A 15,570-nucleotide genomic window follows, 5' to 3' on the forward strand; every position below is an offset into this window, starting at 1 on the left:
AGATGAACGCTGTAGAAGTAAAGAATGCCAGCAAAACCATTAGTAACGGCATGAACGACAAACGCAAGATTTTAAATAATGTCAGCTTAACGATCGCTCCCGGGGAATTCGTTACAGTTTTAGGCGGAAATGGGGCAGGAAAGAGTACATTGTTCAATAGTATTTCCGGCAGCCTGCAATTGGATAGCGGCACTGTTTCAGTGATGGGCAAGGATTTGACGAAGTTGTCCGAAGAGCAACGAGCAAGCTCAATCGCTCGAGTCTTTCAAGATCCAAAAATGGGCACCGCTCCTCGTTTGACCGTGGCAGAAAACTTAGGTTTAGCAGAAAAACGTGGTCAAAAACGCCGTTTGCGGCAGCGCCAGCTGAATCAAAAGAAGGAAATGTATCGCGAACTTTGCCAATTGATTGGAAATGGGCTAGAAAATCATCTCGATACACCAACAGGCTTCCTTTCTGGTGGTCAGCGTCAAGCGTTGAGTTTATTGATGGCGACGATCACAAAACCAGATTTACTATTACTAGATGAACATACAGCTGCACTTGATCCGAAAACTGCGAAGCAATTAATGTTGTTGACCGATCAACGAATCAAGGAAGAAAATCTCACCTGTTTAATGGTCACCCATAAAATGGAGGATGCGTTGCATTACGGCGATCGTGTGATCGTGATGGAAAAAGGGGAGATCATTAAGGACATCAGTGGAGAAGAGAAGAAACGCATGACATTGGCGGATTTATTCCTACTGTTTGAAGAGAGTGACACAGTAGCTGAAGTAATGTAAAAAAAACTTTTTTACAGAAAATTAAAATAATGGGTTGACTTATGTGAAAAACAAATCTATACTAAGTTCAATCTTAAATCAGTTTGGAGCGATTTTTATGAATAAGAATAAGAGTGCGCACACACAACTGAATAATTATTACTTTAGCTATTTTAGATAGGTTTGTGTTCATGGTTCATGGATGCAAACGACAACAAGTTTGTATCTATGATGGCTAAGGATTTTAAGTTCGACTTAACGCCACATAGATGAAAATCTATAGTGGCTTTTCTTTTGGTATTTTTTGGGAGACTAGGCTCATTGTAGATTTTCTACAGTGGGCCTTTTTTTCGGGTTCCACTTTCACAGTTTATATTGTTAGTTTCCCATTGATAAGGATTTGAGCTATCAAAAGAGACTAGCACTTTAGTGGAATCTTATGTGAAACGAGGATGGATGGTTTTAGAAAAATGACTTTCCATAAGTCGAGCTAGCTGCGAGTTATAACAAGCAACAAAAAAAGAAAAAATGAAGGAGTGAGGAAAGATGGAAAATGAAATTTCAGGAAAGACACGATTAGCCGGGTTATATGCGCTACCTGCAAGACACAGCTTTTCACCAATCATGCAAACAACAGCGTTTCAAGCAACAGGGGTGGATGCAGTTTATCTAAGCTTTGATGTCCAGCCAGAAAGACTTGGGGAAAGCATTCAAGCCATTCGTGATCTTGAAATGTTGGGAGTCAATTTATCGATGCCTCACAAAATGGAAGCCATCAAATATGTAGATGAGCTTAGTCAAGCGGCTCGATTAATTGGAGCAATCAATACCATCGTGAATCAAGATGGGAAATTGATCGGCCATATTACAGACGGAATCGGCTGTATGGAAAGCTTGAAACAAAACGGGATTGAAATCATCGGAAAAAGAATGACGATTCTTGGAGCTGGCGGCGCTGCAACTGCGATTATCACTCAAGCGGCGATCGACGGAGTAACAGCTATTGATGTTTTCAACATCAAGGATGATTTCTATCAAAAAATTGAACCGAAACTTGCGACGATTGCAGAGGAAACCAACTGTCAAATCCAACTACACGATTTAGCAGATCAACAGCAATTGGCTGATGCCTTAGCGTCAAGCAGTTTACTGGTTAATGCAACAAATATCGGAATGGCACCAAAGACTGATCAAATGCCGTTACCGGATGAATCATTGTTAAGAAAAGACTTACCAGTTTTCGATGTCATCTATCATCCAGGTGAAACGAAACTTTTAAAAGCAGCGAAAGCGACTGGAGCAACTGCTGTTAATGGCTTAGGAATGCTGCTATTCCAGGGTGCTGCCGCCTTTAAATTATGGACAGGCAAGGAAATGCCCGTCGATCAAATCCAACCGTTATTGGAAAACGAAATCAAAAAATAAAAAGTGAAGGAAGTTATTATTATGATCTTAATTATTAAAAAAGGAATTCAAGAATCAGAATTATCCCCAATTTTATCTCGCATCAAAGAAGAGGGGTTAGGCGTACAAATCAATCATGGGAAAGATCGTTTAGTTCTTGGTCTTTTAGGTGACCCAAAGATTATCCAAAATGTCCCTTTCCAAGCTTACAGCGTCGTTGAACGTGCAGTGGCGATTTCAAATACCTACAAGATCACCTCAAGAGAATTCCATCCACAAGATACAGTCGTTGACGTTGATGGTGTAAAAATCGGTGACGGTAGCTTCGTAACGATGGCTGGCCCTTGTTCGGTAGAAGGTGAAGAACAAATCATGGAAACAGCACGGATGGCAAAAGCTGGCGGCGCAAAAATTTTACGCGGCGGTGCTTACAAACCACGGACTTCTCCATACGCTTTCCAAGGCTTAGGTGAAGAGGGCTTGAAGATCATGCGTAAAGCTGCAGATGCACATGGTTTGAAGGTGATCACAGAGGTAATGGACGAAGCGCATATCGATGTTGTTTGTCAATACGCCGACATTATTCAAATTGGTGCTCGCAACATGCAAAACTTCCGTCTATTAGAAGCAGTTGGTAAAACCGGCAAACCAATCGGCTTGAAGCGTGGGATTTCAGGGACGATTCAAGAATGGTTGAACGCCGCTGAATACATTGCTGTTCAAGGCAATTCAAACATTATCTTCATTGAACGAGGCATTCGGACATACGAAACAGCGACACGAAACACGTTTGATTTAAGTGCTGTCCCATTGATCAAAAAATTGAGTCACTTCCCAATTATCGTTGACCCAAGTCACGGTACTGGCGTTTGGGATCTAGTTGCTCCAATGGCACGTGCAGGAGTCGCAGCTGGAGCTGACGGAATGATCGTAGAGATTCACCCCGACCCATTACATGCTTGGTCAGATGGGGAACAATCACTGAATGAAAAAAATTACCTACAAATGATGAGTGAAGTGGAAGTTATGGTGGACGCGATGAAGAAAATCAAAGATTTGAACAAAGAAGCGACACTTATCTAAGCGGGAGGAAACCTTCATGGACATTGTTCTACCAGGAAAAAGCTATGAAATCATTATAAAACGCTATGCCTTAGACTCAGTTGGGGAGTGGATTGATTCACTTTGGCAAAATAAAAAAATCGCCATTATTAGTGATGAGAACGTCTTTCCAATTTACGGAGAAAACATTCAGCAGCAATTAACAAACTACGAAGTATGTCATTATTCGGTGCCAGCAGGCGAAAGCAGCAAATCACTAGAAATGGCTAATGCTATCTATGATTTTTTAGCGGATAATCAATTCACTCGCAGCGATGCCATCATCGCTCTGGGTGGAGGAGTTGTTGGAGATCTCGCCAGTTTTGTCGCATCTACCTATATGCGAGGCATCGCGTTTGTGCAGATTCCCACGTCTTTGCTGGCGCAGGTCGATTCAAGTATTGGCGGCAAAACAGCGGTCAATTCTAGTAAAGCCAAAAATATGATCGGGACCTTTGCTCAACCAGACGGGGTGTTGATTGATCCAGAAACATTGAATTCTTTACCTGAATTGCGGGTTCGCGAAGGAATCGCAGAAATCATCAAGTGCGGTGCGATCAGCGATGCGTCACTCTGGCACGATCTTGAGAAACTAACAGGAATCCAAGATCTTTTAGACCACAGCGAAGCAATCATCCAGAAGGCCTTGCAAGTGAAAAAAACCGTCGTGGAAGAAGACGAGTTTGATAACGGTTCACGTTTATTATTGAATTTTGGTCATACGATTGGACATGCAATTGAAAATACCGCTGGATATGGAGAAATTAGCCACGGAGAAGCAGTTGCAATCGGAATGGTAACAATTTCCCGAACAGCAGAAGAAAAAGGGCTCTCTCCAATAGGTACAACCGAAAAAATCATTGCCATGAATCAGAAATATCAACTACCAAGTAGATACCAGCCTTGGGAGGCTGAAAAATTTTATGCGGCTATTACGCATGATAAAAAGGCTCGAGGAGACAGCTTGAACATTATTTTACTAAAGGAAATTGGGCAAGCCTACATCAAAAAAATCAACATGACAGAAATCAAAGACTTTTTAATAGAAGGGAAGTAGTTTATGCGTTACTTAACAGCTGGAGAATCTCATGGACCAGAATTAACAACGATCATCGAAGGTGTTCCAGCCGGACTTGCACTTTCCGTTGAAGCAATTAATCAAGAATTGGCTCGCAGACAAGGCGGGTATGGTCGTGGTGGGAGAATGAAGATCGAAAAGGATCAAGTTCGTATTACATCAGGCGTTCGTCATGGGAAGACGTTGGGGTCACCCATTACCATGATCGTAGAGAACCGCGATTGGAAAAACTGGCAGAAAGTTATGTCCGTTGAACCAGTCGAAGAAAAAGCAGAAAAATTACGTCGGGTAGCAAAACCACGACCAGGCCATGCCGATCTCGTTGGGGGGATGAAATACCATCACAGCGATCTGCGAAATGTTTTGGAACGCTCCTCAGCTCGTGAAACCACGATGCGGGTTGCCGTGGGAGCGTTAGCTAAACAAATCTTAGCTGCAGTAGATATCGAAATTGCCAGTCATGTTGCAGTACTTGGCGGAATTGAAGCGACTGTACCAGAAAAATTAAGTGTGAAAGAGATTCAAACGATAACGGCCACATCTGAAGTCAATATGGTAGATGCATCGGTGGAGGAATCGGTCAAAGAATTGATTGATCAAACCAAAAAGGCAGGAGATACCATTGGCGGTGTCGTGGAAGTTCGAACAGATAATGTGCCAGCAGGACTAGGCAGCTACGTTCAATGGGACCGCAAGCTTGATGGTAAGATCGCGCAAATCATGCTAAGTATCAATGCCTTTAAAGGGGTGGAATTCGGTATTGGGTTTGAAGCCGCTCGTCAGCCTGGCTCAAAGGTCATGGATGAAATCGTTTGGAACGAGGGCTACAGCCGAACAAGCAATCATCTTGGCGGGTTCGAAGGCGGGATGACGAATGGTGAACAAATCATTGTTCGCGGTGTCATGAAGCCGATCCCGACATTATACAAGCCGCTTATGAGTGTTGATATTGATACGAAAGAACCGTATAAAGCAAGCGTTGAACGTTCAGACAGCACGGCTGTTCCAGCTGCCTCAGTTGTAGCGGAGCACGTTGTTGCTACAGTATTGGCAGAAGAAATTCTAGAAAAATTCTCATCAGATACAATTGATGAATTGCAGCAAGCGGTAGCAGAATACCGTGAAGCAATCAAAAACTTTTAAGAAAAGAGGGTACGTCTATGAGAAAAAAAGTGTTCGTCTTAGGACTTGGTTTAATCGGCGCTTCACTTTGCAGAGCAATCAAAAATCCATCCATCGAGTTGTTTGGTTGGGACTATTCAGCTGAAACTCGTGAAATCGCTCGTGAAGTTGCCTTAGTCGACCAAGTTTCTTCTATTAAAAAGGCACCTGAGATGGATGTGATTATTTTAGCCGTACCCGTTTTATCTACATTGCACTATTTGCATGAACTAGCGCGTTTACCGTTGAAAGAATCAGTGATTGTCACTGACACTGGAAGTACGAAAAATGAGGTTATGAAATTAGCCAAAACTTTACCATTTACTTTTATCGGGGGTCACCCCATGGCGGGTTCGCATAAATCTGGCGTCAAAGCAGGAAATCCAAATCTTTTTGAAGAAGCCTACTACATTCTGACACCGCCTGAAGGGATCGACGTTAAACCTTTAATGGAATTACTAGAGCCGACCCGGGCAAAGTTCGTAGTGATTGAACCTGACTCTCATGATGAAATCGTTGGTGTGTTAAGTCATTTACCACACATCGTGGCATCAGGTTTGGTTAAAATGAGTGATCAGCTGACAGATGCATACCCACGAGCGACACAGCTCGCGGCTGGCGGATTTCGTGATATTACGCGAATCGCTTCCTCTGATCCGCAGATGTGGACAGATATTCTACTAACCAATCGCGGGACCTTACTGGGTTTGATTACTGATTGGCAGCATGAGATGTCTAAGATTCGCGAAAGCCTAATAAAAGAAGATCAACCAGCGATCTATGACTTTTTTAGTCAAGCAAAACATTCACGTGATCATCTACCTACGAAGGATCGCGGTGTTATCCCAGCATTCTACGATCTTTACATTGATATTCCAGATATCGCCGGAGCGATCGCTAAGGTTATGACGATTATCAGTGATGCAAAAATCTCTATTATCAACCTAAAGATCCAAGAAACACGAGAAGATATTTTCGGGGTTCTAGAACTATCGTTTAAGAATCAAACAGATTTGGAAAAAGGCCAATCATTAATTGAAGAAGCGGATTTTCGTTGTCGCAGGAGGAGTTGAACAAATGAAACTATTAAAAGCTAAATCAGGGTTAACAGGAGCATTGACTGTTCCAGCAGATAAATCTATTTCTCATCGCAGCATTATGTTTGGTGCGATTAGTCAGGGGAAGACAACGGTCCACAATTTTCTAAGAGCTGAAGACTGTATGAGTACTATCGCTGTTTTCAAAGCGTTAGGAGTGGACATCTGCGATGATGGAAAGGAAATCATCATCGAGGGGAAAGGCTTTGACCATCTACAAGCGCCGCAAAACATCCTAGATGCAGGAAATTCCGGTACGACGATGCGTTTAGTCTTAGGGATTTTAGCAGGTCAGTCCTTTCATTCAAAAATCGCCGGCGATGCTTCATTAAATCGGCGGCCAATGGAAAGAGTCATGGGGCCGCTAAGAACAATGGGCGGCAGCTTGCAGGGAAAAGACGGTAGCGAGTATCCACCAATTGAAGTAGAAGGTAGTGAGTTATCAGCGATCACTTATGAAATGCCAATTGCTAGTGCCCAAGTAAAATCGGCGATTCTTTTTGCCGCATTACAAGCAAAAGGTACGACTACTATTTTTGAAAAAGAGAAATCACGCAATCATACAGAAGAAATGATCAAACAATTCGGCGGTGAGATTACCGTAGATGATAAAACCATCACAGTAGCTGGCGGACAGCAATTGATTGGACAAGAAGTAACCGTTCCAGGAGACATTTCATCAGCGGCTTTCTATCTCGTAGCAGCAAGCTTGATACCAAATAGCAATCTGCAATTGAATCACGTAGGAATCAATCCAACACGGACTGGGATTTTAGATGTTCTTAAAGAAATGGGTGCTGACATCCAACAAGTCGCTTTAGACAAGCAAAATCAAGCAGCGGATTTGTTGATCAAGACCGCAGACTTAAAGGCCACTGAGATCAGCGGAGAAATTATTCCGCGTTTAATTGATGAGTTGCCGATCATTGCCTTAGCAGCGACTCAAGCAGAAGGTACGACCGTGATCCGCGACGCACAGGAATTAAAGGTCAAAGAAACCAATCGGATCGATGCCACAGCACAAGAGCTGAATAAGTTAGGCGCTAAGATCGAAACGACAGAGGATGGCATGATCATTCACGGGCCAACGCCATTACATGGGGGAAGCGTCGAAAGTCACGGAGACCATCGAATCGGAATGATGCTGCAAATTGCCGCATTATTGACAAAAGATCCTGTTGAACTGAACAATCCAGAAGCCATCAACATTTCTTATCCAAACTTTTTCACAGATTTATATTCATTGATCGAAGCGTAGTAGGAGAAACTATGCAGAAGAATTTGCGGCAGTATAATCAAAAAATTCAGTCCAACTTTTCACAGTAAAAGGAAAAAGGAGAATGTTTTATGGAATCAATTGTCTTGATCGGTTTTATGGGAGCCGGAAAAACGACTATTAGTAAAGAACTTGGTACAACACTAAATGCTCATGCAGTGGATATGGATGATATCTTAGTCGAGCGGATCGGACAACCAATTAGCGAATACTTCGAAGAACATGGTGAAGCCTCATTCCGTGAGCATGAAACCAATCTTTTAAAAGAAGCACTAAGTGAGGAATCGGTGATCGCTACTGGTGGCGGCGTCATTTTGCAAAAAGAAAATCAACAAGTTTTAGCTGATAAATTAGTTGTCTATTTAAAAGCTGACGCGAACGTACTTATTAAACGAATTCGTGAGGACAAGGTTAACATCCGGCCTCTAGCAATAAAGAATGATGACGGTGATTTAAAACGACTGTTCTTTTCAAGAGAAAAACTCTACGAAAAACTGGCAAAAATTACCGTAGATACTTCAGAGAAGACGCCGAAAGAAATTGTCAGCGAAATTCTTCAACAAGTTGGGGTTAATTCTTAATGAAAGTTGGCTATTTAGGACCTAAAGGGTCATTCACTTATAGTGCAGCAGTAAACTTTTTCGAGGAGGCGGATCTGTTTCCTTACGATTCTCTGACTGCATTACTGGAAGAACAAAGAAAAGGAACCTTAGATTATTGCGTGGTTCCAATCGAGAATACGATCGAAGGATCCGTTTTGCCGACGCTGGATTTGATTTTTCAAACACTGCCAACGATCCAGGCAGAAATTGTTCTACCGATTCAGCAACAATTGATGGTTCATCCTAGTCATGCAGATTCATGGGAAAAAACCGAATTAATTTGCAGTCATCAGCAAGCTCTGGCTCAATCACAGGTATTTTTGCTAAATCATTTTCCAACGGTCCACATTGAACAAATAGGTTCCACTGCGCAAGGGGCTCAAAAAGTCGCCGATAATCCAGAAAAACGGTATGCCGCGATTGGAGCACGAGCTGCTGCAGAACGATTCGGTTTAACGATCGTTCAGGAGAATATTCAATCAATCAGTGAAAACGAAACCCGTTTTTGGGTGTTAGGTGAACAGCCATTAAGCAGCAATTTAGCTCAGGGAATGAATAAAGCGACCGTTCTATTTGATCTGGCTTCTGACCATCCCGGTGCCTTGTATCAATGCTTAGCGATCTTCGCAGCTGAGAAGATTAACCTGACGAAAATCGAATCACGAACGCAGAAAACGAAATTGGGAGAGTATTTCTTTATTATTGACTTTGAAACCCCAGAAGAAGACAAACTGCAGAAAGTATTGCATCAATTTGAAGAACAGAATTTTACAGTGAAACTAATCGGTAATTACACCACTTATTTTCCAAACGTTAGAAAATCTTAGTAGTTAAGGTTTTCTAATTTTTTTGGTGAAAAATAAGACAAACTCTGAATGATTTGCTATTTTAATACTAATAGTATTGAGATGAAGAGGTGCACTATGAGCCGAATGGACAAATATAAAAAAATCCACGAGGAAAGTCAAAAGGAAGAGAAAAAACCTTTTGGCTTTCGTCGTGAGATGAAGAAAGAAAACCAGAGTGAAAAAACGCGTATTGAGGAAACTCATTTTGAAAAAACAGGAGAGCCTCAGATAGAATCTGAAGAAGAGTTTTATTACGAGGATCATTACCAGGAGTCTAAAAATAAAAAGACGCGTCCCAATTTCAAACTACCAGTGATCAAAAATCCTTTTAAGCGAAAATCAAAAAATCCTTATGAACAGAAGCCAAAGAAAAAACGTAGCTGGAAAAAAATTCTAGTCATGATCTTAGTGGCGCTTTTTGGCTACTCTGTTGTGGCTTTTGGCGTGGGCAATATCGCGGCAAAGACGGATTCGTCAATGCCTAAAATGGAGACACAAGAGTTTAACGGGGCAGCTTCAGAAAATGGAACAAAAAATATCTTGCTGTTGGGTAGCGATACTCGCGACAACATCAGTGGACGTTCTGATTCAATGATGGTGCTGCAAGTTGATGGGCGCGGCAAACCTAAGCTTGTTTCTTTCATGCGGGATATGTATGTTAATATCCCTGGTGTTGGTGAAAATAAACTGAATGCGGCTTACGCCTACGGTGGTGCTGATTTGGTTCGTCAGACACTGAAAGAGAATTTTGGAATTGATTGCCGTTACTATGCGATGGTCGATTTTCAGACCTTTGAGAAAGGGGTAGACGCTCTTTTTCCAAGTGGTGTGAAAATTGATGCTGAAAAGGATATGAGTGCCTACATTGATGAGCCAATCACAAAAGGGCCTCAACGGATGAACGGACACACCTTATTAAATTACGCTCGTTTCCGAATGGATGAAGAGGGAGATTTTGGGCGTGTTCGAAGACAACAGCAAGTGATGCAATCTGTTTTTGGTCAATTAAAAAATCCGCTAGTCTTATTAAGAGGACCTTATGCGGCGGGTAAAATTTGGGGATACTTGTCGACCGATATGCCAAATACGTTCGTATTAGCAAATCTATTCAACTTTGCTAAGGCAGCAGCTGGTATTGAACGTTTGACTCTGCCAATTGACGGCTCATGGTCTTACATTGATACGGCAAATGCTGGTAGTGCACTAGCAGTCGACACCACTCAAAATGCCCAAGCCGTTCAAGACTTTTTAGGGAAGTAATCGGATTTTTGATTCCCATGAATCTATGAGTGTGCTATATTATAATTATTGTAAATTTTGATTGAAACGAGGAAACAATTATGAAATTAGCGATCGTGACAGATAGTACCGCCTATCTGAATGAACGTATACGCAATCATAAAGATTTATTCATTATACCGATACCAGTCATCATTGACGGCCAGCCGTTTGAAGAAGGAGTGGATATCGGGTACGAAGAGTTTTATCAGAAGTTGAAAAGTAGTAAAGACTTCCCTAAAACATCACAACCAGTACTTGGTGAAGTGTTCGAATTATATCGCTCAATCAAGGAACAGGGCTATGATACGGTCATCAGTATTCATTTATCAGAAGGAATTTCAGGCTTTGTTCGTACCTTAACGGCAATTAAAGAAGATATCGACGGATTAACGATCATTCCCTATGACTCAAAAATCACCAGTGTTCCCATGGGGTACATGGTTGAAAAAGCCTTAGAATTAAGCGATGAAGGAAAATCATTGGATGACGTCTTAGCAGCAGTAGATGAGATTCGTGATACCACCAATGCGTATATTATCGTCGATGACTTGGATAACTTAGTACGTGGTGGGCGTTTGACAAATGGCGCTGCGATTATTGGCGGATTATTAAAGATCAAACCCATTCTTACCTTTGAAGACGGTAAGATCGTTTTGGCGGAGAAAATCCGTTCATTAAAAAAAGCATTGCAACGTACGGAAGAAATTATTGAGGAACGCCGCCAAAATAACCCTGATGAGTTACGGATTTTCGTAATCCACGGAAATAACCCCGAACTAGCCCAGCAGGAGTATGAAAAACTCAGTCAGAAGTACCCCGATGCCACGATTGATATTGGGACTTTCGGGCCGGTAATTGGCACTCATTTAGGCGACAAAGCCATCGCACTTGGTGTCGCAAAATAATGATTAGCTTTACAATGTTATGATTGAAGAACAAATACTTAACAAAAAGAAAGTCGAAGCGTCATACTCTTTCATATTGGAAAGAGTATGACGCTTTTCTTATCAATCAATCCTTTCTTCTTTCATAGTTTATTAGACTCATGCTCACTAAACAACTCACAATCTAAACCACCGATAGGAGTTCTTTAGATTGATGGTATACGTGACGAAGATAAAACTCATTTTTGTGAATTTCAAAAATGAATTCCTAGAGATTGAGTTAGTTGCCAGTCAATCTTTTCACAGTTTGCTTAGCTTGAGAGAATACAATTAATTCCTTTGATTATCACAAAACGAGCTGTTTAGATTGATGGTACACGCGACGAAAATAAAACTCATTTTTGCGCATTTCAAAAATAAATTCCTTAAAGTGAGTTAGTTGCCAGTAAATCTTTTCACAGTTTACTTAGCTTGAGAGAATACAATTAATTCCTTTGATTATCACAAAACGAGCTGTTTAGATTGATGGTATACGTGACGAAAATAAAACTCATTTTTGCGCATTTCAAAAATGAACTCCTAGAGATTGAGTTAGTTGCAAAAACCTTTCTTTTTTCGTATTCTTTTTTCATTAGTAGTTTAGTAATTTAGTAATTTACTAAAGACGAATGACAGATTAGGAGGAGTTACAATGAAAATACCGACAAATTTAAAACATAAACCCGTTTTTTTAGTTGAGGATTACGATAAAATCGATGGACACCATGCTTGGGATAGCGATGCTAAGGGATTAACCTTAGGGTTGGCGCAATGGAATGATCGCGGACGTGTAGATATTTCTGGAAAAGTTTGGCGTCATACTGGTGAAAAATGGTCGCGACAATCAGAGGAATTGCCGATTACGCGAATTCTAGATTTGGCGATTTTAGTGGCACAATCCAGTATCTATCTGCAAGATGCCTATCGCTATGAAAAATTCTATGATCCTGAGAACCCCAAGGTAGAAATTCTCGGCTTACAAGGAGGACGTATGGAGGTTCAAGTGGATACGGATAATCCAAAGATTGATGAGGATATTATTCTATTTAACGATACGATGAACAAAGATGGGGATTTAATCGCACAACGTTATCGTACCTTAAAACGTCTTTTAGACGAACTAGGCTATTAAAACAGAAGATGAGGTGAGTAAAGATGGAGCATACTTTTGTCGTTACAGAAGGACGAAAGTTTACCAAAGTTGAAGAACAAATGATTTGGCGCAAACCAACAAGTCATAAAACAAGTCAGGAAGAAGTGCGAATTGCCTCAGAAATTAAAAATAACTGGCTTGATCCTGAAATGAAAATTATGAACGTGTTGCTAGAAGGGGATGCGGGATCGGGGAAAACCCAACTTGCACGTGCCTTATCCGCAGATTTGCAGCTTCCTTATACCAAGGTGACTTGTTTTGCTGATATGGATAAAACAGATGTGTTTGGCGCGCTATTACCAGTCGTCTCAACAGATGATGACGAAGATCAAGAATTGCTGGAGGCTATTTATCAAACCGACTCGTTACAAGAAGTGTTGTCGGTAATTGAAACTCATTTTCAAATCAGTGCCGATCAAGCAAAGCAACGCTTAAGTAAACTGATCGAACGAACAAATCAGGAGGAGCTTCCTACAAGTGTCGAATACAAGTTTTATCCTTCAGAGATTGTTCGCGCAATGCAAAAGGGATATTTGCTTGAAATACAAGAACCAACCGTTATTCGTGATGCCTCGGTTTTGGTGGCGTTGAATTCTGCTTTGGAGCCAAATGGGCTCTTGAACATACCAACAGGAATTATTCGCCGGCATCCTGATTGTGTAGTGATCATCACCACCAACCGAAATTATCAAGGAAATCGACCGCTAAACGAATCTTTGCGAGATCGAGTGCAACATGCGGAAAAAATGGACCTTCCTACGATTGAAGTAATGATTGATCGGGCAATCGCCAAGACTGGTTTTGCTGATTACGATTATTTAGAAATTATGGCCAAAATCATTCGTCTGTTGGATGAAACAGCTAAGGCAAACGCGATTAAAGGAGTTGCAGGGATGCGTTCCTATTTCTTTTGGGTTAATAGCTTAAAGCAAGGCCAGAATCCTTTGGAAAGTATTTTCCCTAAGGTTTTATATAAACTGACGACAGATGAGACGGAATTACAAATACTACAAGAGGCATTGGAACACAGCCGTTTATTGACAGATCTTCAACAGGTAAAAAATCAACAGAAATTGAAGCAGGGCAGAAAAATCAGTCAAGCTGAAGCTGATCAACGGAATATTTTAGAAGAAGCAGAGGAAGCAACTCTGAAAAATGAAGCTACAGAAGCTAACGCATCGACAGAAAATGAAGAAACAAAGCTAGAGGAAGCTACCTCTGAAAAGGATAAACAACCCGAAGCCTTAACAATTCCAGAGGAAGTCAGCAAAAATGCGGACGAAGGCGAAAGCACCTCCGCGTCCATTGATGAGGAGGACAAAATCGGCTCAGCGATGTCGCTAGAAGAAATGGCTGAAATCGATAAGACAAAACGAAAAAAACGAAATCGTGAGATTCGTGAAAGCCTGAAGGAAACGATTCACGCAAAAGAAGGCACCATTCTTCATCGACCTACAATTAATGAGGAAGCTATCAAAAATGGGCAGGAACTAACACAACAGGTTTTACCAGAAGTAGAAAGCTTGAGTCGTGTGATTAATGATCTATTGAATAAAGAGGTCAGCAACGATTTTTCCAGCGGGAAATATTATGGTGCCCGTTTTAATCCAAGTCATGTTGCATACGGTGATTTGCGCAATTTTGATAAGAAAAATCCACCAAGTGAAAATCCTTCTTTGGCATTAGCTGTCCGTGTGGATGAATCAGGTTCAATGCTACGAGATGATCGGATGCAAAATGCTAAATTAGCTGCTGTTGCACTCAGTTTGTTTGCAGAAAAAACCAATATTCCACTGATGCTCTATGGTGATTCTGCCGATCTTAGTCAACGGGAAAAGACCTCGATCTATTCCTACAAGGAATTCGACGATAGCTACGATTTTATGGCAGCAAAACTATCTACAATGAAACCACGGCAAAACAATCGAGACGGTGTACCGTTGCGTTTGTTAGCAGAAAAATTGAGTCAGCAAGCCGCAGATACAAAGGTTTTACTATCCATTAGTGACGGACAGCCGAAAGCCTTACCGGACTATACTGGCGAAAAAGCTCGCCAAGATATTCAAGATGTTTTGTCTGACTATGAGCGTAAAGGCATTCTCTTTATTGCATGCGCTATTGGCGAAGACAAGGAGCAGTTGCGCGCCTTATATGGTGAAAATAACTTTGTTGATATTTCAGATATCTCTACGCTGCCTCAACAGTTACTCCAATTAATTGCTCGTTTTGTTTAAACACTAATAAAAGTCAAACACTGAGATACTTTTCAAGCGTTAAGTACATCGGTGTTTGACTTTTCTTTTGTAAACTAAAATTTAAAATTACTTATCATTCTGATAGATTAATAGGTTGCGCGCGGGCCGCCAATATATTTTGGGCGACTGCGTAAAGCTGTCACATGAGCACCGCCTAGTTCCTTGATAGAAGGACGAACTGGTACTTGAACATATTTAACGTGCATACCAATTGACGTATCACCAATATCAATTCCTGCTTGAGCCACAATATGCTCCACTTCTACAGGATCACTAAATTGCTCAAAGGCAGCAACCGAACAGGAGCCGCCTGCATGGAGGGCTGGCTTCACAGAGACGATTTCCCAGTCCTTTTTCTCGGCGATTTCTCTCTCGACAACAACTGCGCGGTTGATATGTTCACAGCCTTGTACGCCTAAGTAAATCTTTTTAGGATCAAGAATCGCTTTCAAGGTTTCAATAACCCATTGGCCAACTTCCTGGCTCGAATTTTTTCCGATCGTTCCGCCAACGATCTCACTGGTCGTACAGCCTAAAACAAAAACATCCCCAGCTTTAAGCTGTGCTTCTGTTAAAACATCATTAACGATTGTTGCTAAATCTTGTTGAATTTTTTCTTTTTCCATT

Annotated in this window: 14 protein-coding genes; 13 read left to right on the top strand and 1 reads right to left on the bottom strand. The window is 41.4% G+C overall.

Features of this window, described 5'->3' with window-relative positions:
• The first annotated feature begins 2 nt into the window (after positions 1–2).
• The 13 genes from IGI44_RS08405 to IGI44_RS08465 all read left to right on the top strand — a co-directional run bounded on the left by IGI44_RS08405 (position 3) and on the right by IGI44_RS08465 (position 14,922).
• On the top strand, positions 3–785 hold the full coding sequence (locus tag IGI44_RS08405) for an ABC transporter ATP-binding protein (protein WP_216408654.1): 783 nt from the start codon (positions 3–5) through the stop codon (positions 783–785).
• Between the two features lie 525 nt (positions 786–1,310).
• Positions 1,311–2,189, top strand: a complete 879-nt coding sequence (gene aroE, locus IGI44_RS08410) for a shikimate dehydrogenase (RefSeq protein ID WP_438787322.1) — start codon at positions 1,311–1,313, stop codon at positions 2,187–2,189.
• 21 nt (positions 2,190–2,210) lie between these two features.
• The gene (aroF, locus tag IGI44_RS08415; RefSeq protein WP_438787323.1) at positions 2,211–3,251 is read left to right on the top strand and encodes a 3-deoxy-7-phosphoheptulonate synthase; all 1,041 of its coding nucleotides are present in this window, start codon (positions 2,211–2,213) and stop codon (positions 3,249–3,251) included.
• A gap of 16 nt (positions 3,252–3,267) precedes the next feature.
• Entirely contained in the window at positions 3,268–4,326 is a 1,059-nt protein-coding gene (gene aroB / locus IGI44_RS08420; protein WP_438787324.1) for a 3-dehydroquinate synthase, read from the top strand.
• A gap of 3 nt (positions 4,327–4,329) precedes the next feature.
• On the top strand, positions 4,330–5,490 hold the full coding sequence (aroC, locus tag IGI44_RS08425) for a chorismate synthase (RefSeq protein WP_438787325.1): 1,161 nt from the start codon (positions 4,330–4,332) through the stop codon (positions 5,488–5,490).
• Between the two features lie 17 nt (positions 5,491–5,507).
• A complete protein-coding gene (locus IGI44_RS08430; protein ID WP_438787326.1) occupies positions 5,508–6,581 on the top strand; it encodes a prephenate dehydrogenase in 1,074 nt (357 codons plus the stop codon).
• Positions 6,582–6,585: 4 nt separating this feature from the next.
• Entirely contained in the window at positions 6,586–7,863 is a 1,278-nt protein-coding gene (aroA, locus tag IGI44_RS08435; RefSeq protein ID WP_438787327.1) for a 3-phosphoshikimate 1-carboxyvinyltransferase, read from the top strand.
• Positions 7,864–7,952: 89 nt separating this feature from the next.
• On the top strand, positions 7,953–8,462 hold the full coding sequence (locus IGI44_RS08440; RefSeq protein ID WP_438787328.1) for a shikimate kinase: 510 nt from the start codon (positions 7,953–7,955) through the stop codon (positions 8,460–8,462).
• The gene (gene pheA, locus IGI44_RS08445) at positions 8,462–9,310 is read left to right on the top strand and encodes a prephenate dehydratase (RefSeq protein ID WP_438787329.1); all 849 of its coding nucleotides are present in this window, start codon (positions 8,462–8,464) and stop codon (positions 9,308–9,310) included. The genes IGI44_RS08440 and pheA overlap by 1 nt, the downstream gene beginning before the upstream one ends.
• A gap of 96 nt (positions 9,311–9,406) precedes the next feature.
• A complete protein-coding gene (locus tag IGI44_RS08450; protein ID WP_438787330.1) occupies positions 9,407–10,591 on the top strand; it encodes an LCP family protein in 1,185 nt (394 codons plus the stop codon).
• Between the two features lie 80 nt (positions 10,592–10,671).
• The gene (locus IGI44_RS08455; RefSeq protein ID WP_438787331.1) at positions 10,672–11,517 is read left to right on the top strand and encodes a DegV family protein; all 846 of its coding nucleotides are present in this window, start codon (positions 10,672–10,674) and stop codon (positions 11,515–11,517) included.
• 670 nt (positions 11,518–12,187) lie between these two features.
• Positions 12,188–12,667 (top strand): DUF6530 family protein, encoded by a 480-nt coding sequence (locus tag IGI44_RS08460; protein WP_438787332.1) that lies wholly within the window; start codon positions 12,188–12,190, stop codon positions 12,665–12,667.
• A gap of 23 nt (positions 12,668–12,690) precedes the next feature.
• Entirely contained in the window at positions 12,691–14,922 is a 2,232-nt protein-coding gene (locus IGI44_RS08465; RefSeq protein WP_438787333.1) for an AAA family ATPase, read from the top strand.
• Positions 14,923–15,029: 107 nt separating this feature from the next.
• On the opposite strand, the gene IGI44_RS08470 is transcribed toward IGI44_RS08465, so the two are convergent.
• On the bottom strand, positions 15,030–15,569 hold the full coding sequence (locus tag IGI44_RS08470) for a TIGR01440 family protein (protein ID WP_438787334.1): 540 nt from the start codon (positions 15,567–15,569) through the stop codon (positions 15,030–15,032).
• Position 15,570 lies beyond the last annotated feature (1 nt).

This window comes from Enterococcus sp. DIV0756, assembly GCF_051710745.1.
Classification (GTDB): Bacteria; Bacillota; Bacilli; order Lactobacillales; family Enterococcaceae; genus Enterococcus_A.